We start from the raw sequence: 20,225 nt of genomic DNA on the forward strand, positions 1-20,225 counted from the left end.
AAATTCTCTGGTCATTTAAGCGATTCAGACCACAGAAAGTGCCTTTTACAACCACAAAAAACCGATCCGGTACATACTTATGGTTGAAAAACCACCAAAGGCGCAATGCTGGTAAGGCACTGCGAGTACGGTTACCGGAACTGAGCGCACAGGTATCGGTGCCATCCGGTAAGAAATACCACAAGCAGGCTATCTTATGGCTAAGAATACTATCTGTATTTGGTACGATCATGATGCGGAAGCCGCTGCTCATTTTTATGCTGCGACCTTTCCAGACAGCAGCGTTAATGCTGTGATCCCGACTCCCGGGGATTATCCGGATGGTAAAGCTGGCGACACAATAGTTGTCGAATTTGTCGTCGCAGGTGTGTCATGCATAGGTATCAATGGCGGGCCACATTTCAAGCATAGTGAAGCTTTTTCCTTTCAAATATCCACCGAAGATCAGTCTGAAACGGACCGCTACTGGAATGCAATCGTCGGAAATAGTGGCCAGGAAAGCGAATGTGGCTGGTGCAAAGATAAATGGGGCGTTAGCTGGCAAATTACCCCGCGCATTCTGACCGAAGCCCTGGCGACGGGCGGAGACACCGCCAGGCGTGCGTTTGGGGCGATGATGTCGATGAAGAAAATAGACATTGCTACTATCGAAGCCGCGATACAGGGTTGACGAGCCGAAGCACTCGGCCCTAAACCTCCCGCAATAACCGGGCCGGGGACCCTGCATAAATTCCCGGCTTAAGAATATCCTTCCGTAACGACCTGGTTACCCATCTTATGAGTCAATTCGAGCTGTGACCGGCAACATAAACATGAAGCAAAAGGTCAGGTTTCGAGGGCGAACTCACTATTATTGCCAGCAAGCAGATTGGATCCACTTCTTTTTCTGAGTGCTATTCCATTCCCATCTCCCAACTATCCTTCCCTGTATTTCATCTAAAAACATAAAAGCATTAGCGATAATTTTTAATTCTTTTATCTAATCGCCGCAGTTGGAAATACTGCTCCCATCATCGATACAGGAGCACTCCTCATGGCAAAACGACATTCTCTCTGGCTGGCTACGCTTGCCCTTATTGCAACGCCAGTATTCGCGGTGGATGTGACCGTCGCGTACCAAACTTCTGCTGAACCCGCCAAGGTCGCGCAGGCTGATAACACTTTTGCCAAAGACAGCGGAGCAAAAGTTGAATGGCGTAAATTCGACAGTGGCGCGAGTGTGGTTCGTGCGCTGGCATCAGGCGATGTACAAATTGGCAATATCGGTTCCAGCCCACTGGCTGTGGCGGCAAGCCAGAATGTGCCTATCGAAGTCTTCTTGCTCGCCTCACAATTGGGTAACTCCGAAGCACTGGTTGTGAAGAAAGGTATCTCCAGCCCGAAAGATCTTATCGGCAAGCGTATTGCCGTGCCGTTTATTTCCACCACGCATTACAGCCTGCTGGCGGCCCTGAAACACTGGGGGATTAAGCCTGGCGAGGTAGAAATCCTTAACCTTCAGCTTCCGGCGATTATTGCGGCCTGGCAGCGCGGTGATATTGACGGTGCTTATGTTTGGGCACCTGCGGTTAACGAGCTGGAAAAAGAGGGCAAAGTGCTGACCGATTCTGCACAAGTGGGTACGTGGGGCGCTCCAACTCTGGATGTTTGGGTTGTGCGTAAAGACTTCGCGCAACAGCATCCAGAAGTTGTCGCAGCCTTCGCCAAAAGCGCTCTCGCCGCGCAGAAAAACTATATCGACAATCCTGACGTTTGGCTGAAACAGCCGGATAACCTGAGCAAGCTTTCACGCCTGAGCGGTGTGCCGGAAAGTGATGTTCCAGTGCTGGTGAAGGGAAATACTTACCTCACCGCGAACCAACAAACTGAGCAACTTAGCGGCCCGGTAAATAAAGCGATTGTCGATACCGCTCAGTTCCTCAAAGCGCAAGGCAAAGTCCCGGCCGTTGAAACGGATTACAGCCAGTTCGTTACTGACCGCTTCGTAAAACCGTTGGCGCAGTAAGGAGTTAGCCATGTTACAGGTTTCGCATTTAAGCGCAGATTTCGACGGTAAAACGGTTCTCAACGACATCAATCTGACCGTGGACGAAGGCGAGTTACTGGTAGTTCTCGGCCCGTCTGGCTGCGGAAAAACTACGCTGCTGAACCTGATAGCTGGCTTTGTTCCTTATCACTCTGGCAGCATTACACTTGCGGGAAAACAGGTCACGGGACCTGGTGCTGAGCGCGGTGTGGTGTTTCAGAATGAAGGGTTACTGCCATGGCACACGGTGCTGGATAACGTCGCATTTGGTTTGCAACTTGCCGGGCAGCCAAAGCTTGCGCGTGAGGAAATTGCGCTCGATATGTTGCGTAAAGTGGGGCTGGAAGATAAGGCGAAACGTGCCATCTGGCAGCTCTCCGGCGGGCAGCGCCAGAGAGTAGGGATTGCTCGTGCACTCGCCACGCGCCCACAGCTTTTACTGCTCGATGAGCCTTTTGGTGCGCTGGATGCCTTTACCCGCGAGCAAATGCAGACTTTGCTGCTCAAGCTGTGGCATGAAAGCCGCCGCCAGGTGTTGTTGATTACTCATGACATTGAAGAAGCCGTGTTTCTCGCAACCGAGCTGGTATTGCTTTCACCGGGTCCAGGGCGTGTGCTGGAGCGTATGCCGCTCGATTTTGGCCGTCGGTTCACCGCGGGTGAGCCATGCCGCAGCATCAAATCCGATCCGGAATTTATCGCGAAGCGCGAGTACGTGCTGAGCCGGGTATTTGAACTGCGCGAGGGCTTCTTATGAGCATCGTTATTCAGGATAAAGCCCGCCACAAACGGCTGGCGTTGCGCTGGCCGTTCTCGCGCCAGATAACGTTAAGCCTCACGACGGTGATGACAATCATCTTGTTGTGGTGGTGGGTTGCAGCACAGCAATGGGTGAGCCCTTTATTTTTACCGCCGCCATTTCAGGTGCTGACAAAGCTAATTAGCATCGCCGGGCCGCAGGGGTTTATGGATGCAACACTCTGGCAGCATCTCGCCGCCAGCCTGCTACGCATTCTCACGGCACTTTTCGCTGCGGTATTAATTGGTATTCCCGTGGGTATCGCGATGGGGCTAAACCCGACAGTGCGCGGCATTCTCGACCCGCTGATTGAGTTGTATCGCCCGGTACCGCCCCTAGCTTATTTACCGCTGATGGTGATTTGGTTCGGCATCGGTGAAACCTCGAAGATTTTACTGATTTACCTGGCAATATTTGCGCCTGTCGCGATGTCGACCATGGCGGGAGTGCGCAGCGCAAAACAGGTTCGCATTCGTGCTGCCGAAGCTTTGGGGGCATCACGACTCCAGGTTGTCTGGCATGTGATTTTGCCTGGTGCGCTGCCGGAAATTCTAACCGGTTTTCGTATTGGGCTTGGTGTCGGCTGGTCAACGCTGGTTGCTGCTGAACTTATCGCCGCAACGCGTGGATTAGGTTTTATGGTGCAATCGGCGGGTGAGTTTTTGGCAACTGATGTAGTGCTTGCGGGTATTGGTGTGATTGCGGTTATCGCATTCTGTTTAGAACTTGGGTTACGGGCATTGCAGCGCCGTTTAACCCCATGGCATGGAGAAGGGCAATGAGCGAGAAAGTGAATATTACGCCACTGGGGCCTTACATCGGTGCGCAGGTTAGTGGTTTAACGCTGAGCCGAGGCTTAACGGATAACCAATTTGAGCAGCTCTACCACGCGCTGATCCGCCATCAGGTACTGTTCCTGCGCGATCAACTTATTACACCTGCACAGCAACGTGCGCTGGCACAGCGGTTTGGCGATCTGCATATCCACCCGGTTTATCCACATGCGGAAGGCGTGGAGGAGATTATCGTGCTGGATACGCACAACGATAACCCGCCTGATAACGATAACTGGCACACCGACGTGACCTTTATCGAAACGCCGCCAGCCGGTGCGATACTGGCAGCAAAACAGCTTCCAGAATTTGGCGGTGATACATTGTGGACCAGTGGCATTGCTGCGTTCGAGGCACTTTCAGAACCGTTCAAGCGCTTGCTCTCAGGGCTAAAAGCAGAACACGATTTCCGCAAATCATTCCCGGAATATAAACATCTCCGTAGCGAAGAAGAGCATCAGCGCTGGCGTGAGGCGGTTGTTAAGAATCCGCCGTTGCTGCATCCAGTGGTGCGTACCCATCCGGTAAGCGGCAAGCAGGCGCTGTTTGTTAACGAGGGGTTCACCACGCGGATTGTCGACCTCTCGCAAAAAGAAAGCGATGCGCTGCTCGCCTTCCTGTTTGCACATATTACGAAGCCGGAGTTCCAGGTTCGCTGGCGCTGGCAGGAAAACGACATCGCTATCTGGGATAACCGTGTCACGCAGCATTATGCGAATGCTGATTATCTCCCCGCTCGCCGCATCATGCATCGCGCAACGATTCTGGGGGATAAGCCTTTCTGGCGAGGGTAATGGGATTTTGGTGGGTGAAGCGGGTCGGATAGCAATGCGCCATCCGACGCAGTTATTTTGCTCGTACCTTTGCCGCTACTAACAACGCTGTCAGTAACATCAAACTCCCTGACAACACCAGCGGCGAAATTATGCCGAGATTATCCAGAGCCAACCCGCCAATTGCCGCTCCACAGGTGTTTGCTAACTGGATCACCGCAACCTGAATAGATCCCGCTTTCTCTGCTTGATCCGCAAGTGAACGGGTGATCCACGTCGACCAACCAACGGGAATCAGAGCAAAGGCAAAGCCCCAGATAATGGCAACTGCTGATGCGACGATTTTATCGCTCCCCCACAACACCAGAACCAGCGCACTCAGTGCCAGAATCAGCGGAGCGCAGGTCAGCGACAGTTTGAGTGAACGCTTGAGGAATACCGCTGAAAGCGAAGTGCCAACAAAACTGGCGATACCAAAGCTCAACAGCACCAACGTCAGGCCGTCGACATCAAACCCTGCAAGCGTCATATACACCGGGCGGATATAAGTGAAGAAGGCAAATTGCCCGGCAAAGGTCATAAAGATTGCCGTCATACCCGCCAGTACGCCCGGGCGTTTAAGCAGGCCAAACATGTTTTGCTTATGCTGCGTTGATTCACCGGGCAGCGACGGCAGTGCTTTCCACACCCAAATGATGCAGGCCACTCCCATCAGCGCTGCACCGTTGAACACGTTACGCCAGCCAATAATACCGCCTAAGAAGCTGCCCAATGGCGCGGCGATTACCAGTGCGATGGAGACAGCCCCGAAGATAACCGACAGCGCTTTTGGCACGGTACGAACCGGAACCAGGCGCATGGTTAAAGAGGCTGACATCGCCCAGAAGCCGCCGAGGGCAATCCCTAAACAGGCGCGGCCAATCAGCAGCATGGTGAAGTTATCTGCAAAAGAAACCAGCAGGCAGGAGAGGGTGAGCAGCACGGAAAACAGAATGACTACGTAGCGTCTGTCGGTGGAGCGAATAATACTGGTCACAAAGAGGCTGGCGAACATCGCCACGAAAGCTGTGACGGTAACAGACTGCCCGGCAACGCCTTCGGAAATTCCAAGCTCTTGTGCCATGGGTGTCAGCAAACTAACCGGCAAAAATTCAACGGTAATCAGGCAGGCGACGCAAAACGCCACGGCAAAAACCGCCGACCAGTTAGGCCGTGTTACGGCCACTGGCTCGTTTATCACTTCTACATGCTCACTCATTTATCCACCCGGCGCTGCTTCCAATAAAGCCGCGTAGTGTAGCATCGTAAGTGTGATGCATTTAACGTTTTGGCAACTTTTTCGATATGTTTTAGAAATCAAGTTCCAGGGCAAAACAGAGATAGGCCATCAATTGCGAGCAATGCTGAAATTGTTCGGCACAGAAATTGATAGCATCCGGTTTGCACAGCTCTTCGAAATCGATGTTTTTCAACGCGATAAAATCTTTGCGCTTCAATTCAGTAAGCAAAGGATGGGTTTTATCAAAGCCCTTTGGCGGGCGGCTTAAGCTGTCGCCATCCATGATAAACCCTTGGCTTTGTAGCTCCTGTAACGCCTTTTGATAAGCGTTGGGGTTTTCATCAATGCATTGGCGAATGGCATTTAAGGCTTTGGATTCAGGGTGCCAAATTCCGGCGGCAATAAAGCAACCTTCAGGGGCAATATGGAGATAGAGCCCCGGAGCATGCACATCTTTTCCCTGGAAATGACGGAACTGAATCCCGACATTGGTTTTATAAGGTGTTTTATCTTTGCTAAAACGGCTGTCACGCTGCGGGCGCATAAGACTGCCACCGACTTTCTTTGGCACGGCGGTAAGCTTCGATGAAATGGCCAGAATGCCCGGCTGCATCTGCTCGATAAACCGCAGGGCAGGAGTGCGCACTGTGCTTTCGTACTCCTCCTGATGTTCTTTAAACCAATCGCGGGAGTTGTTTTGCGCGAGCTTGTTCAGGAACTGCAGACTCGCCGCGCTAAAAGTTGTACCTGCCGATGTGGGGGTTTTAGGTGTTTGAGTCGCCATTATTGATGAACCCTTATTAATGCCAATTATACGGATGTTAGCAGAGTCTCAGTATGCCAAACACTGATGATTTGAAAAATTAGCAGGCTTGGTATTTATTAAATAATTTTAACTTATTATTTGATGGCTAATACATTGATAATTTATATTAATGGCGTAAAAGTAAATTCATCTTATTTCATTGGCTCAAAAGCAGTTCCTGAAAACCTTTTTTAAAGCGATGTATATCAATATCGTACGATATAAAATCGCTTATATGTAATCGCATCTATTCTTCACTCCCTTTGGTATCGTTGTGTCTAATATTAAATTTTCTCAAATGGCTGCCTTTATTTGGTCTGTCGCTGATTTGCTTCGTGGTGATTTTAAGCAGTCCCAGTACGGACGTGTGATTCTGCCTTTTACTTTGTTGCGCCGTCTTGAATGTGTGCTAGCCCCCAGCAAAGATGCTGTTGTTGCCGAAGCTGATAAGCTGAAGGCCAGCCCGTTACCAGAAGAAGGGCGAGAGAAATTTCTATTACGCGCGACCAAAGGCTTGTCGTTCTTCAACATCTCGCCGATGGATCTCGACAAGTTGGGGCAGAACGACATCAAAGAAAACCTGGAAAACTATATTCAGTGTTTCTCAAAGGATGCGCGCGAAATTTTTGAGTATTTTAAATTCAGTGAGTTTATTGGCCTGTTGGACGATGCCAACTTACTGTTCAAAATCGTTAAGAAATTCGCCACTACTGATCTGAGCCCGAAAGCCATTTCTAATCATGAGATGGGACAGGTATTTGAAGAGTTAATTCGCCGCTTTGCGGAGAGTTCAAATGAGACTGCCGGGGAGCACTTTACTCCACGCGATATCGTGCATTTGACCACCTCACTGGTGTTTATGGATGATGATGATGCGCTATCGAAAGACGGCATCATCCGCACGATTTATGACCCTACGGCGGGCACCGGGGGCTTCCTCTCGTCTGGCATGGAATACATGCATAGCCAGAACCCGAATGCGGTGATGCGTGCTTTCGGGCAGGAACTAAACCCAGAGTCTTACGCCATCTGTAAAGCCGACATGCTGATTAAAGGCCAGGATGTTAGCCTCATCAAACTGGGCAACACCCTTTCCAACGATCAGCTGCCGCAAGGCAAGTTTGATTACATGCTTTCTAACCCGCCGTTTGGCGTGGACTGGAAGAAGGTTGAAGGCGAGATTAACGACGAACATCAACATAAAGGTTTTGACGGGCGTTTCGGCCCAGGCCTGCCGCGGGTGTCTGATGGATCGTTGTTATTCCTACTGCACCTGATTAGCAAAATGCGCGATGGTAGCTCGGCCAGCAACGGTGGGCGAATCGGTATTATCCTTAACGGTTCGCCACTGTTTACTGGTGGCGCAGGTAGCGGCGAGAGCGAAATCCGCCGTTATATTCTGGAAGCGGATTTGTTGGATGGCATTGTAGCGTTGCCAACGGATATGTTCTACAACACCGGCATCGCGACTTACGTATGGATTCTGTCGAATAAGAAAGCAGCCGAGCGTAAGGGCAAAGTCCAGCTGATTGATGGCACCAACCTGTGCGGCAAGATGCGTAAGTCTTTAGGTTCCAAGCGTAACCTGATGGGCGAGGACGATATCAAGCTTATCACCCGTACCTTTGGTGAGTTTGAAGTGGTGGATGCGACTTCTCTTGAAGAGTTGGGTCTTGAAAAAGCACCTGAACAAAAATCTAACCGTGGTCGCCAGTCTGCTACCACCAAAACCGAAGCGCTGAAAACCTTCGCCAGCAAAATCTTTAATAGCACTGATTTTGGCTACCGCCGCCTGACCATCGAGCGCCCGCTGCGTTTGTCTGCACAAATTACCGATGAAGCAATTGCCACTTTGCGTTTTGCGTCCAAACCGTTTAATGCGCCGATGGAATGCTTGTATGAGGAGTTTTCCACACGGTGGCAAGGTGATAACTACGGTAATTTTGCCGAGATTGAAGTTGAAGCCCGCGCCATTATCAAAGCCGAATTTGCAGAGCTGAAAGAGAAGCAAATTAAAGACTTGCTCGACACCAAGCTGTGGCTTGCACAACGCGCATTGATGGATAAAGCGCAGCAAATCCAGGTGACGTTGGGTGCTAAAGCGGGCGGTAAAGAGCGGGTGAGTAATGACTTTAATGAATTCCAGCTGACGCTGAAAAGTGCGATAAAAACCGCAGCCGTTAAGCTCGATACCAAAGAGAACAAACAGTTTATTGATGCCATCACCACCAAAAATCCTGCCGCTGAACCGGTAGTGAAAAAGGTGCTGAAAGAAGCGTCCCAACCGCTGTACGGCGCATTTGAATACCAGGGAAAAGTGGTGGAGTTCGAGCAGGACGGCGATTTGCGTGATAACGAAAACGTACCGCTAAACCCAACCATCGCCACCAGCGACCTGATTGAAAACTACTTTAAAGCCGAAGTATTGCCGCACGTGGCCGATGCCTGGATTAATGCCGATAAGCGCGATGCCAAAGACAATGAAGTAGGGATTGTCGGTTATGAAATTCCGTTTAACCGCCATTTCTATGTCTATCAACCACCACGCCCTTTAGAAGAGATTGATGCCGATCTGGATGCCGTCAGCGCCGAGATAATGAAGCTGCTGCAGGAGGTACACTCCTGATGGCTAAATATAAGGCGTATCCGGAATATAAGGATTCTGGGGTTGAGTGGTTTGAGAGTCACCCAATACATTGGCAACAGATACCATGCCGTACTGCGGTATCACATATTGTTGATAAAAATCATGATGGGAAAATCCAGAATTATCTTTCCTTGATGGCAAGTGTGGGTGTTATTCGTTATGAAGACAAAGGTGACGTAGGGAATAAAAAGCCAGATGATTTAACGAAATGCAAAATTGTTAAAAAAGGGCAATTAGTCATCAATAGCATGAACTATGGAATTGGTTCATACGGCATGTCTCCTTTTGATGGGGTTTGTAGTCCTGTATATATAATTTTAGAACCAAGGCAAAATACTTTAAAAAGATATGCACTTCGTATTTTTGAAAACACACCATTTCAAAAGCATTTGGCTACTTTTGGGAATGGAATTCTTGAGCATAGATCCGCTATTAAATGGGACGATATCAAAGGGCAGATTATACCATTACCTAGTAAAGACGAGCAAAGTAATATATTGAAATTTCTCGATCACGAAACCGCAAATATCGATAACCTAATCGAGAAGCAGCAGCAACTGATTGAACTGCTAAAAGAAAAACGTCAGGCAGTGATTAGCCATGCTGTTACGAAAGGGCTAAATTCTGAAGTGCCGATGAAAGATTCGGGTGTTGAGTGGCTGGGGGAAGTGCCGGAGCATTGGGTATCGGTTCGAGTAAAGCAAATATCTTCATTTATTACTTCTGGCCCAAGAGGTTGGTCTGATTTTATTACTGATGAAGGAAATGAAATATTTCTTCAAAGTGGTGATTTAAATAATGAACTTGGTCTGCAACTAGATAAAGCAAAACGAGTATCACCACCTAAAAATGCTGAGGGTGTACGTACCAGACTGTTCACGGGTGATGTTGTTGTATGTATTACTGGTGCAAATACTGGACGGGTTGCTATTGTCCCTGAGCTTTCTCAATCAACCTACATTAATCAACATCTGAGTTTGATTCGCCCCAATACATCTATTATTAACTCTGCATTTCTGGGTTATAGCCTTGCATCATCTGTCGGGCGTTCATTCTTTGATGTTGCACAATATGGGCTAAAGGAAGGGTTGAGCTTGGGTAATGTAAGCGAAGCACCATTAGCGTTACCTCCTAAACATGAACAAGATGCAATCGTAAAATATCTAGAGTCCATCAGAAATAATTATGACAATCTGTCGAGATTATCAACAATCCAGATTGAGTTACTTAAAGAGCGCCGCACCGCCCTTATCTCCGCCGCCGTCACCGGCAAAATAGACGTGCGTGATTGGGTTGCACCAGACACCAGCGATATCGAGGTATTAGAGGAAGCTACCGCATGAGTATGGATACCACCAAAGAGCTGATTTTCCAGGTTGAAATGATAGCTCAGATGGAAGACAAAGGCTGGATTCGTGGCAAACCAGAAGCCTATGACCGCGAACGTGCCTTGTACTCGCAGGATGCCATCGTCTTTGTGCAAAGCACTCAGCCGCTGGAATGGGAAAAATTCTCGAAGATTTACCCCACCGATACCGAACGCCATTTCCTTGATTTGCTGGTGGCGCAACTTAAAAAAGCCGATAACAACGCCACCGACCAACTGTCGCGTACTTACGGCACGCTGGGCGTATTACGTCATGGAATCAAAAGCCACAATGCCCGTTTTTCGCTATGCCAGTTTAAACCCGAGCATAATCTCAACCCGGAAACTCTGGCGCGCTATAAACAGAATATCTGCCGTGTGGTGCCGGAACTGGTTTATAGCCCGTATGCCACCAAAGCGGCACTGGATGAAACTGTCTCAGTAGCCAAGAAGTGGCGTATCGATCTGGTGCTGTTTATCAACGGCCTGCCGATTGCCACACTTGAGCTGAAATCTGAGTTCAAACAGGCGGTACATAACGCGATTAAACAATATAAGAAAACGCGTTTGCCGAAAGACCCGGTAACCAACAAACCTGAGCCGCTGCTCACCTTCAAACGTGGCGCACTGGTGCACTTTGCAGTCAGCCAGTATGAAGTGTTTATGGCCACCAAACTGGCGGGTGATGACACCTTCTTCCTGCCGTTTAACAAAGGCACCAAAGAAGGCGGCGCGGGGAATGAAATCCCCGAAAATGAAAAAGAGTACGCCACTAGCTATTTGTGGAATGAAGTCCTGCTGCCGGACAATTTGCTGAAAATCCTCGCCAGTTTTGTACATCTGCAAATTGAAGAAAAAGAAGACTGGAACGGGCTGAAAGTTAAAAAAGAGAGCCTGATCTTCCCGCGTTACCACCAGTGGGATGTGGTGAATAAACTGATTAGCGCTGCCGCAGATGAAGGCACTGGCCATAAATATCTGATCCAGCACAGCGCAGGTTCCGGGAAATCTAACTCTATTGCCTGGACTGCCCACCAGCTTTCCCGGCTGTATGATGAGAAAGGCGAGAAGCAGTTCCACTCGGTAATTGTGGTCACGGACCGTACCGTGCTGGACGATCAGCTTCAGGACACGATTTACCAGTTTGAACATGCGGATGGCGTGGTCGGGCGCATTAACAATAAAGAAGGCGATGGCTCAAAATCAGAAAAGCTCGCCAGTGCGTTGGAAAACTCACAGCCGATTATTATCGTTACCATTCAGACCTTCCCGTTCGTACTGAAAGCCATCGAAAACAGTGTCAGCCTCAAACAGCGCAAATATGCGGTAATTGCTGATGAAGCGCACTCATCACAAAGCGGTTCGACGGCGCGTCAGCTCAAAGAAGTGCTGATGAAAGACGAAGCGGATGACGATGTGGAGTTGTCTTCGGAAGATATCCTCGATGCCACCATCGCGGCGCGTAAAAACAGCAGTAATCTTAACTACTATGCGTTTACCGCCACACCAAAGGCCAAAACGCTGGAGCTATTTGGCCGCCGTCCGAACCCTCTCGAACCCGCATCAAAAACTAATAAGCCGGAAGCCTTCCACGTTTACTCCATGCGCCAGGCCATCGAAGAAGGCTTTATTCTTGATGTGCTGAAGAACTACACCAACTACAAAGTGGCGTATAAGTTGCTGCAAAAACTGGACGACCCTGACCGGGAAGTGGACAGTAAAAAAGCCAAAATCAAACTGAACCAGTGGGTCGTGCTGCACGAACACAACGTCTCGCAAAAAGTAAAAGTGATTGTTGAGCACTACCGCAAACATGTAATGCATTTACTGGGTGGGCAGGCCAAGGCGATGGTCGTCACCAGTTCACGCAAAGCGGCGGTGCGCTACAAACTGGCGTTTGATAAATACATTGCGGAGAACAACTACCAGAAGATTAACGCCATGGTCGCGTTTTCTGGTGAAGTGGAATTTGTGGAGAGTGACCACAATAGCCTCGCACTGCTGAACCAGAAGTTTACCGAAACCAATATGAACCCAGGGCTGAAAGGCCGGGATATGCGCAAAGCCTTTGATAGCGATGATTATCAAGTAATGCTGGTGGCGAATAAGTTCCAGACCGGTTTTGACCAACCGAAGTTGTGTGCCATGTATGTGGATAAAAAACTGGGTGGCGTGGAGTGCGTACAGACGTTATCTCGTCTGAACCGCACCTATCCGGGCAAGGCGCAGTCGGGTACTTTCGTTCTCGATTTCTACAACGAACCCGAAGAAATTCTTGGGGCCTTCCAGCCTTACTATCAAACGGCTGAACTGACGGATGTCAGCGATCCGCAAAAAGTCTTCGAGTTGTTCCAGAAACTCCGCACCAGCGGCATCTTCCAGTGGAATGAAGTCGAGCAGTTCTGTGACGCCTTCTTCACGAAAAACAAATCTAACGCCGCGATAAGCAATATCTGCAAGCCTGCTGTTGAGCGCTGGAAAAAGCGTTACCTCTCTGCGATTGAGGCATATAAGCAGGCAAAAGAGATTTTTGAGCGCACGAAAAAAACCAATGATGTGGTGCTGACCACCAATGCTGAAAATAGCTTCAAACAGTGCAAGCAAGAGAAAGACAAGCTGGATATCTTCAAGAAAGATCTCGGCAGTTTTGTCCGTTTTTATGAATTTATGTCGCAACTCGTTGAGTACGATGACAAAGAGCTAGAGAAGCTCAGCCTGTTCGCACGCCATCTGCGGCCACTGCTTCATGAGCAGCGTATCGAAGAAGATGAGATTGATTTAAGTAACGTGGAGATGAGTCATTATCGCTTATCGAAACTGCACGAACAGCATCTAAAACTTCAAGAAGACGCCGAAGAGTACAAAATCGAACCGGGCAATGACATCGGTACAGCCAAGCCGAAGGATAAGAAAGAACAGTTTCTGTCGAATATTCTGGCACGCCTGAACGACCTGTTTATCACTGATAATCTCACGGACAAAGACATGCTCAGCTGCGTCTATATGGTGCGTGACAAGTTATCGGAAAACCAGGCGGTCATGACGCAACTGGCAAACAATACCTCTGAGCAAGCGATGTTGGGCGATTTTCCTAAAGCGATTGATGACGCGATTATGGACTGCAACAACGCCCAGCGAGAAATGATGATGCAGTACCTGTCTAACCCGGAAATGTCGAAAGGGTTTGCGCGAATGATGTTCGATGTGATGAAGGGGGATCTGAGTCTTCGCTAATCAGGCAGATTACGTCCGAAAACTAAAAGGAGTTAGACTATTTCTCATCTAACTCCTTGTTTTATTTGGTGGCCCCTGCTGGACTTGAACCAGCGACCAAGCGATTATGAGTCGCCTGCTCTAACCACTGAGCTAAGGGGCCGTGGCGCAGGATTATAATGTAACTTGGCGCTTCAATCCAGTGATTGCGTGACATCTGCTGTTTTTATAATCAAAGCCTAATCAAACTCTTATACTTTTCACTTCTGGTATTTTCGCAGGCAATAAGGGAAGGAATACAGATGGGAATTGTTTTCGTGCAGGCATAAAAAAGCCCTCACGAGGAGGGCTTTTTAGAAGGGCGATAAGATTAATCGTCCAGGAAGCTACGCAGTACTTCAGAACGGCTTGGGTGGCGCAGTTTGCGCAGTGCCTTCGCTTCAATCTGACGGATACGTTCACGGGTAACGTCGAACTGTTTACCCACTTCTTCCAGCGTGTGGTCGGTGTTCATATCGATACCGAAACGCATACGCAGAACTTTCGCTTCACGCGCTGTCAGGCCCGCAAGCACATCGTGAGTCGCATTACGCAGGCTCTCTGATGTTGCAGAGTCCAGTGGCAGCTCGAGGGTGGTATCCTCGATGAAATCACCCAGATGCGAATCTTCATCGTCGCCGATTGGCGTTTCCATGGAGATTGGCTCTTTAGCGATTTTCAGCACTTTACGGATTTTGTCTTCCGGCATCAGCATACGTTCAGCCAATTCTTCCGGCGTTGGCTCACGGCCCATCTCTTGCAGCATCTGGCGCGAAATACGGTTGAGTTTGTTGATTGTCTCAATCATATGCACTGGAATACGGATGGTACGCGCCTGGTCGGCGATAGAGCGTGTGATAGCCTGGCGAATCCACCATGTTGCATAAGTAGAGAACTTATAACCACGACGGTATTCAAACTTATCAACCGCTTTCATCAGGCCGATGTTGCCTTCCTGAATCAAGTCGAGGAATTGCAGACCACGGTTGGTGTATTTCTTGGCTATCGAAATAACCAGACGTAAGTTTGCTTCAACCATCTCTTTCTTCGCACGACGAGCTTTCGCTTCACCGATGGACATACGACGGTTGATATCTTTAACCTGCTCAATGGTCAGGCCGGTTTCTTCTTCAATCTGTTGCAGTTTCTGCAGGCTACGATGCACGTCATCAGAAACGTCATGCAGCTTCTCAGACCATGGCTTGTTCATTGCGATGGCCGCGTTGAACCAGGTTTCGCTGGTTTCGTTGCCAGTGAACAGTGTGATGAAGTTTTTCTTCGGCATTTTGCACTGTTCAACACACAATCTCATGATGAGGCGTTCTTGCGTACGAACACGGTCCATCATGACGCGCATGCTGTTTACCAGGTAGTCAAATTGCTTCGGCACCAGGCGGAACTGTTTGAATACTTCAGACAGTTGCTGAATTTCAGCTGCGGAATCTGCGTGAGCACGACCTTTCGCTTTGATGGTGTCGCGAGTACGTTCGTACTGCGTGCGCAGTTCGCCGAATTTCTCACGAGCGAGTTCTGGGTCGATGCTGTTGTCATCGTCCGCGTCGTCGTCTTCATCTTCCTCATCGTCAGTCGTACTGTTTTCTTCGCTAGTCAGCTCAGAACCAATGTGAGTGGCGGTAGGGGCAAGATCTTCTTCAGCATTCGGGTCAACAAATCCGGTGATCAAATCAGACAGACGAGCTTCTTCTGCTTCAACACGATCGTACTGCTCAAGCAGATAAGTGATCGCTTCCGGATATTCGGCAACGGAGCACTGCACTTGGTTGATACCATCTTCGATACGCTTAGCGATATCGATTTCACCCTCACGGGTTAACAGCTCAACGGTACCCATTTCACGCATATACATGCGAACCGGGTCAGTAGTACGCCCGATTTCGGATTCTACGCTGGACAGTACTTGAGCGGCAGCTTCTTCCGCATCTTCGTCTGTGTTGTTTGAATTTTCAGCAAGCAACAGGTCATCGGCGTCAGGTGCTTCTTCCATCACCTGAATGCCCATGTCATTGATCATTTGGATGATGTCTTCGATCTGATCAGAGTCGACGATATCTTCCGGCAGATGGTCATTGACCTCGGCATAGGTCAGATAGCCTTGCTCCTTGCCCTTGGTAACAAGAAGTTTAAGCTGTGACTGCGGGTTTTGCTCCATAAGACGGTATCCACACTTCAGTATTAGGGTTGGTGTCGGTCGGCGAAACCGCCAACAATAACGTAACGAGGGCTGACTTATTTTATTGCCGCTGCCCTTCCTTGCGGCGTTCGGGTTTGACCCGATTAATGTTCGGCACTTAAGCCGATAAGATTTACTTTTTCGCGCGCGATTGTGTAATCACACGGACTTCCTCACGCTCCACCGGGGTAAGCCCCGTCGTTCTGGAACGTGCCATCAATTCTTCAAACCTCAACTCCAGCACGGAATCAAACATATGTTCCAGTGCATCGTTGAATGTTTTTTCTGCGATGTCCTTATCTGCTATATCGTCCCATGAAGAGAGTTTTTCAAGGGTGGCGGCTTCATTTGTGCCGCGATATAGCTCTAAAAGCTGCCCGGTGTTGATACCCGGTTGCGCCAGACAGGTGTTAACCAGGTCGATAAAGAGTTTCAACCCTGGCAACTTCGCCTGTTCCAGACCATTTAGCGGTGGCACATTCGGTGCCAGCTCTGGATTCTGAACCAGTAGTCCTATCAGTATACGCATGGTTGTGCGTTTTAGCTGTGGAGCCGGGCGCGGGGTATTGCTTTCCGCAAGCTTTGGCATCAGCTTTTCAAGCTGGTTATCGTCCAGAATACCCAGTTTGTTTCCCAGTTCCTGACGCAGATAAATGCGCAAAGTTTCACCAGGTACCTGAGTAATCAGGGGTAATGCAAGGGTGCTCAAACGCGCTCGGCCATCAGGTGAACTCAAATCGACCTGTGGCATCAGGCTATTAAAAAGAAACGTAGAAAGCGGCATGGCATGTTCCATTCGCGCTTCAAATGCTTCTTTTCCTTCTTTACGCACCAGCGTATCGGGGTCTTCACCGTCCGGCAGGAACATAAAGCGTAACTGACGCCCGTCTGTCATATAAGGTAGTGCAGTTTCCAGAGCACGCCATGCGGCATCTCTCCCTGCGCGATCCCCGTCATAACAACAGACAACGGTATCAGTCACCCGGAACAGCAGTTGGATATGGTCGGCGGTGGTTGCGGTGCCCAGTGAGGCAACGGCGTAAGAAATGCCATATTGCGCCAGTGCCACCACATCCATGTAACCTTCAACAACCAATAAACGTGCTGGTTCTGGCTGGCTCTGTTGAGCTTCATACAGGCCATAGAGCTGGCGGCCTTTATGGAAAATATCGGTTTCCGGGGAGTTCAGGTATTTCGGCTGACCATCGCCCAGCACACGGCCACCAAAACCAATTACCCGGCCACGCTTGTCGCGGATGGGGAACATCACCCTTTCGCGGAAGCGGTCGTAACTGCGCCCCTGATCGTTGGTTACCAACATGCCTGCGTCCGTCAGAGCCTGACGGTTTTCGCTATTTCCACCAAAACGCTTTAAGACGTTATCCCAACCGGGAGGGGCATAGCCGATGGCGAAATGTTGAATAACTTCAGCACTTAAACCACGCCGTTCCAGATACTGGCGAGCAGGTTCAGCTGATTGTTGATTCAGAGATTGCTGATAGAAGGCATTCAGGCCATCCATCAATTGATAAAGACTTTGCCGTTGATGACGCTCAATCTGGCTTGGTCCGCTACCGACTTCGTAAGGCACTTCAAGATTGTGCATTGCCGACAGTTCTTCAACGCTCTCGACAAACTCAAGTTTGTCATAGTTCATTAAAAAATCGATGGCGTTGCCATGTGCCCCACAGCCGAAGCAATGGTAAAACTGTTTTTCACCGTTTACGGTGAAAGAGGGGGTTTTTTCGTTATGGAACGGACAGCACGCATGGTAGTTCTTGCCCTGCTTTTTGAGCTTAACACGGGCATCTATCAGATCGATGATGTCGGTGCGAGCCAGCAAGTCATTGATGAAAACACGTGGAATTCGTCCAGCCATAGGCCCCGTTTGGTACTCGGCGATCTTTCAGGTTTGCGATGAAGATGCAGATTGAAAGTGCAGAAGTATGTCAGTTCATGAACGAAAATAAGCCGCGCATTCCTTTCGGAAGCACGGCCTTTACAACTACTACTAGTCTGTTTTGGAGGAGTGAACCCCCAAGAAATTAGTACAGACGAGTGCGGCGTGCGTTTTCGCGAGCCAGTTTCTTCGCGTGACGTTTCACAGCAGAAGCTTTAGCGCGTTTACGTTCGGTAGTCGGTTTTTCATAGAACTCACGACGACGAACTTCCGCCAGAACACCTGCTTTCTCACAAGAACGCTTGAAGCGACGCAGTGCTACGTCGAATGGCTCGTTTTCACGTACTTTAATTACCGGCATTAACTCTCACCTTTGATAAATTCGGTTTGCCGCTGACTTAGGCGTCAGCTATTTCAAAATGGTGCGGAATTTTACTGCAACTACTGCTGCTTTGTAAAGCACCGGACAACCAGAAACCTGGCTTTTAAGGCCGGAATCTTCCAGGGGCGTGGATTATACACCACCTGGACGCCTCAGGTTAGCAAAGTTTTACAATGAGAGCCTGTAGGCTTAAACTTCGCGCCAGAACTTCGAGGTAGAGAAAGCCATGCGCGTACTGGGTATAGAGACATCCTGTGATGAAACTGGCATCGCCATTTATGACGATGAAAACGGGTTATTAGCTAATCAATTGTATAGTCAGGTTAAATTACATGCTGACTACGGCGGCGTGGTGCCGGAGCTTGCCTCCCGTGACCATGTGCGCAAAACCGTGCCATTGATTCAGGCAGCTTTAAAAGAAGCAGGATTAACCGCAAAAGATATTGACGGAGTCGCCTATACCGCAGGGCCTGGTTTGGTCGGTGCGTTATTGGTGGGGGCAACGATTGGTCGCTCGCTGGCGTTTGCATGGGATGTTCCCGCTGTGCCGGTTCATCATATGGAAGGGCATCTATTAGCGCCGATGCTGGAAGATAACCCGCCAGCGTTTCCGTTTGTCGCATTGCTGGTTTCCGGTGGTCACACACAGTTGATCAGTGTTACCGGAATTGGGCAATACGAATTGCTGGGTGAGTCGATTGATGACGCAGCCGGTGAAGCCTTTGATAAAACGGCTAAATTACTTGGGCTGGATTACCCCGGCGGCCCGATGCTGTCAAAAATGGCATCACAAGGCACTGCAGGGCGCTTTATGTTCCCACGCCCGATGACTGACCGCCCTGGTCTTGATTTCAGCTTCTCCGGCCTGAAAACATTTGCGGCGAACACCATTCGTGGCAATGATGCCGACCCGCAAACCCGTGCCGATATCGCACGTGCGTTTGAAGATGCCGTTGTGGATACGCTGGCAATTAAATGCAAACGCGCATTGGATCAAACAGGTTTCAAACGTCTGGTCATGGCGGGTGGTGTGAGTGCAAACCGCACACTGCGAGTGCGCATGGAAGAGATGATGACAAAACGCCGTGGGGAAGTGTTCTACGCGCGTCCTGAATTCTGCACCGATAATGGCGCGATGATCGCCTATGCAGGCATGATTCGTCTTAAAGCGGGAACGGCAGGGGAATTGAGCGTAACCGTTCGCCCACGCTGGCCGCTGGCAGAGTTACCTGCGGCGTAAAAACTTTGCAGAATTAGTCGAGAAGGAGTGAGCAATCACTCCTTTTTTTTGTCTTTATTTCTGCGCAGTTTCTTCCAGATTTTGGTTTCTTGCCCGCGCCATAACCGCTGAATGTTATCGTGGTGACGCATCAAAATCAGACATGAAAGCATGGCTACCGGGAAGGTGAACTGCGGTTTAAACCACCAGACGTAGAACGGCGCGATCAGTGCGCTGATAATTGCACCCACTGACGAATAACCGCTGAGTAAAACGCTCAGCAGCCAGGTTCCTGCCATCACGCCGGTTAAGTCCCAGCCGATAGGGGCAATGGCACCAAACGCTGTTGCAACGCCTTTACCACCGTGGAAATTAAAGAAAACCGGCCAGATATGGCCAAGACAGGCAGCGATGGCGATAAGCCCCAGCCAGAATGGTGTTACGCCCAGAGCGTATGCCGCCCAGACGGGCAACATCCCTTTGAGAACGTCAAAAATCAGTACCGCTACGGCTGCGCCTTTACCGCCAATACGTAAGACATTGGTCGCACCCGGATTGCCAGAACCATTTTGCCGCGGATCAGGAAGCCCCGCGATTCGGCAGACCAGGATGGCGCTAGAAATTGAGCCGCAAAGATACGCAAGAAGGATCATGCCAGGCGCGATTGCACTCATAACGCTGTTCCATTTTGAAAGTGTCGTTGTATTCTCTGCATCTGTGGATAATACGCATATTTCGCCGGAAGTGGTATCT

At 49.6% G+C, this 20,225-nt stretch carries 15 protein-coding genes and 1 tRNA gene; 9 read left to right on the plus strand and 7 right to left on the minus strand.

Annotated elements, in window-relative coordinates:
• Positions 1–196 precede the first annotated feature (196 nt).
• The 5 genes from M975_RS00005 (at position 197) to tauD (ending at position 4,452) form a co-directional block, all read left to right on the plus strand.
• Positions 197–670 (plus strand): VOC family protein, encoded by a 474-nt coding sequence (locus M975_RS00005; protein ID WP_064556545.1) that lies wholly within the window; start codon positions 197–199, stop codon positions 668–670.
• A 363-nt stretch (positions 671–1,033) separates the two neighbouring features.
• Positions 1,034–2,005 (plus strand): taurine ABC transporter substrate-binding protein, encoded by a 972-nt coding sequence (gene tauA, locus M975_RS00010; protein ID WP_064556546.1) that lies wholly within the window; start codon positions 1,034–1,036, stop codon positions 2,003–2,005.
• 10 nt (positions 2,006–2,015) lie between these two features.
• Entirely contained in the window at positions 2,016–2,783 is a 768-nt protein-coding gene (gene tauB, locus M975_RS00015; RefSeq protein ID WP_064556547.1) for a taurine ABC transporter ATP-binding subunit, read from the plus strand.
• The gene (gene tauC / locus M975_RS00020) at positions 2,780–3,607 is read left to right on the plus strand and encodes a taurine ABC transporter permease TauC (RefSeq protein WP_064556548.1); all 828 of its coding nucleotides are present in this window, start codon (positions 2,780–2,782) and stop codon (positions 3,605–3,607) included. The genes tauB and tauC overlap by 4 nt, the downstream gene beginning before the upstream one ends.
• Positions 3,604–4,452: a taurine dioxygenase gene (gene tauD / locus M975_RS00025; protein WP_064556549.1), complete on the plus strand. Its 849-nt coding sequence runs from the start codon at positions 3,604–3,606 to the stop codon at positions 4,450–4,452. The genes tauC and tauD overlap by 4 nt, the downstream gene beginning before the upstream one ends.
• Positions 4,453–4,504: 52 nt before the next feature.
• Here the strand turns inward: tauD and nepI are convergent, their stop codons facing one another.
• Positions 4,505–5,689, minus strand: coding sequence for a purine ribonucleoside efflux pump NepI (nepI, locus tag M975_RS00030; RefSeq protein WP_064556550.1), 1,185 nt, complete (start codon positions 5,687–5,689; stop codon positions 4,505–4,507).
• Positions 5,690–5,780: 91 nt separating this feature from the next.
• Positions 5,781–6,494, minus strand: coding sequence for a DUF2461 domain-containing protein (locus M975_RS00035; protein ID WP_064556551.1), 714 nt, complete (start codon positions 6,492–6,494; stop codon positions 5,781–5,783).
• A 295-nt stretch (positions 6,495–6,789) separates the two neighbouring features.
• On the opposite strand from M975_RS00035, the gene M975_RS00040 reads away from it, so the two are divergent.
• Genes M975_RS00040 through M975_RS00050 form a run of 3 tightly spaced genes read left to right on the plus strand, consistent with a single transcriptional unit; the run spans position 6,790 to position 13,762 of the window.
• Positions 6,790–9,141, plus strand: a complete 2,352-nt coding sequence (locus tag M975_RS00040; protein WP_064556552.1) for a type I restriction-modification system subunit M — start codon at positions 6,790–6,792, stop codon at positions 9,139–9,141.
• Positions 9,141–10,505 carry a restriction endonuclease subunit S gene (locus tag M975_RS00045; RefSeq protein WP_064556553.1) on the plus strand — a complete coding sequence of 455 codons (1,365 nt, stop codon included), beginning with the start codon at positions 9,141–9,143 and terminating at the stop codon, positions 10,503–10,505. Before M975_RS00040 ends, M975_RS00045 begins: the two co-directional genes overlap by 1 nt.
• Positions 10,502–13,762, plus strand: coding sequence for a type I restriction endonuclease subunit R (locus M975_RS00050; RefSeq protein ID WP_064556554.1), 3,261 nt, complete (start codon positions 10,502–10,504; stop codon positions 13,760–13,762). The genes M975_RS00045 and M975_RS00050 overlap by 4 nt, the downstream gene beginning before the upstream one ends.
• A gap of 66 nt (positions 13,763–13,828) precedes the next feature.
• Here the strand turns inward: M975_RS00050 and M975_RS00055 are convergent.
• From M975_RS00055 to rpsU, 4 genes are all read right to left on the minus strand, one after another.
• Positions 13,829–13,904: transfer RNA gene (locus M975_RS00055), tRNA-Ile, on the minus strand.
• A gap of 207 nt (positions 13,905–14,111) precedes the next feature.
• Complete coding sequence (gene rpoD, locus M975_RS00060; protein WP_064556555.1) at positions 14,112–15,950, minus strand: RNA polymerase sigma factor RpoD; 1,839 nt, start codon at positions 15,948–15,950, stop codon at positions 14,112–14,114.
• Between the two features lie 154 nt (positions 15,951–16,104).
• Positions 16,105–17,850 (minus strand): DNA primase, encoded by a 1,746-nt coding sequence (gene dnaG, locus M975_RS00065; RefSeq protein ID WP_064556556.1) that lies wholly within the window; start codon positions 17,848–17,850, stop codon positions 16,105–16,107.
• 166 nt (positions 17,851–18,016) lie between these two features.
• A complete protein-coding gene (rpsU, locus tag M975_RS00070; RefSeq protein WP_001144069.1) occupies positions 18,017–18,232 on the minus strand; it encodes a 30S ribosomal protein S21 in 216 nt (71 codons plus the stop codon).
• A 247-nt stretch (positions 18,233–18,479) separates the two neighbouring features.
• Between rpsU and tsaD the strand changes: the two genes are divergently transcribed.
• A complete protein-coding gene (gene tsaD / locus M975_RS00075; RefSeq protein WP_064556557.1) occupies positions 18,480–19,493 on the plus strand; it encodes a tRNA (adenosine(37)-N6)-threonylcarbamoyltransferase complex transferase subunit TsaD in 1,014 nt (337 codons plus the stop codon).
• 35 nt (positions 19,494–19,528) lie between these two features.
• On the opposite strand, the gene plsY is transcribed toward tsaD, so the two are convergent.
• A complete protein-coding gene (gene plsY, locus M975_RS00080) occupies positions 19,529–20,146 on the minus strand; it encodes a glycerol-3-phosphate 1-O-acyltransferase PlsY (protein WP_064556558.1) in 618 nt (205 codons plus the stop codon).
• Positions 20,147–20,225 lie beyond the last annotated feature (79 nt).

It is taken from the genome of Buttiauxella brennerae ATCC 51605 (assembly GCF_001654925.1).
Classification (GTDB): Bacteria; Pseudomonadota; Gammaproteobacteria; order Enterobacterales; family Enterobacteriaceae; genus Buttiauxella; species Buttiauxella brennerae.

Coding starts and splice junctions, on each gene's coding strand:
- M975_RS00005 (WP_064556545.1), top strand. CDS start 197: ATGGCTAAGAATACTATCTGTATTTGGTACGATCATGATGCGGAAGCC.
- tauA (WP_064556546.1), top strand. CDS start 1,034: ATGGCAAAACGACATTCTCTCTGGCTGGCTACGCTTGCCCTTATTGCA.
- tauB (WP_064556547.1), top strand. CDS start 2,016: ATGTTACAGGTTTCGCATTTAAGCGCAGATTTCGACGGTAAAACGGTT.
- tauC (WP_064556548.1), top strand. CDS start 2,780: ATGAGCATCGTTATTCAGGATAAAGCCCGCCACAAACGGCTGGCGTTG.
- tauD (WP_064556549.1), top strand. CDS start 3,604: ATGAGCGAGAAAGTGAATATTACGCCACTGGGGCCTTACATCGGTGCG.
- nepI (WP_064556550.1), bottom strand. CDS start 5,689: ATGAGTGAGCATGTAGAAGTGATAAACGAGCCAGTGGCCGTAACACGG.
- M975_RS00035 (WP_064556551.1), bottom strand. CDS start 6,494: ATGGCGACTCAAACACCTAAAACCCCCACATCGGCAGGTACAACTTTT.
- M975_RS00045 (WP_064556553.1), top strand. CDS start 9,141: ATGGCTAAATATAAGGCGTATCCGGAATATAAGGATTCTGGGGTTGAG.
- M975_RS00050 (WP_064556554.1), top strand. CDS start 10,502: ATGAGTATGGATACCACCAAAGAGCTGATTTTCCAGGTTGAAATGATA.
- rpoD (WP_064556555.1), bottom strand. CDS start 15,950: ATGGAGCAAAACCCGCAGTCACAGCTTAAACTTCTTGTTACCAAGGGC.
- dnaG (WP_064556556.1), bottom strand. CDS start 17,850: ATGGCTGGACGAATTCCACGTGTTTTCATCAATGACTTGCTGGCTCGC.
- rpsU (WP_001144069.1), bottom strand. CDS start 18,232: ATGCCGGTAATTAAAGTACGTGAAAACGAGCCATTCGACGTAGCACTG.
- tsaD (WP_064556557.1), top strand. CDS start 18,480: ATGCGCGTACTGGGTATAGAGACATCCTGTGATGAAACTGGCATCGCC.
- plsY (WP_064556558.1), bottom strand. CDS start 20,146: ATGAGTGCAATCGCGCCTGGCATGATCCTTCTTGCGTATCTTTGCGGC.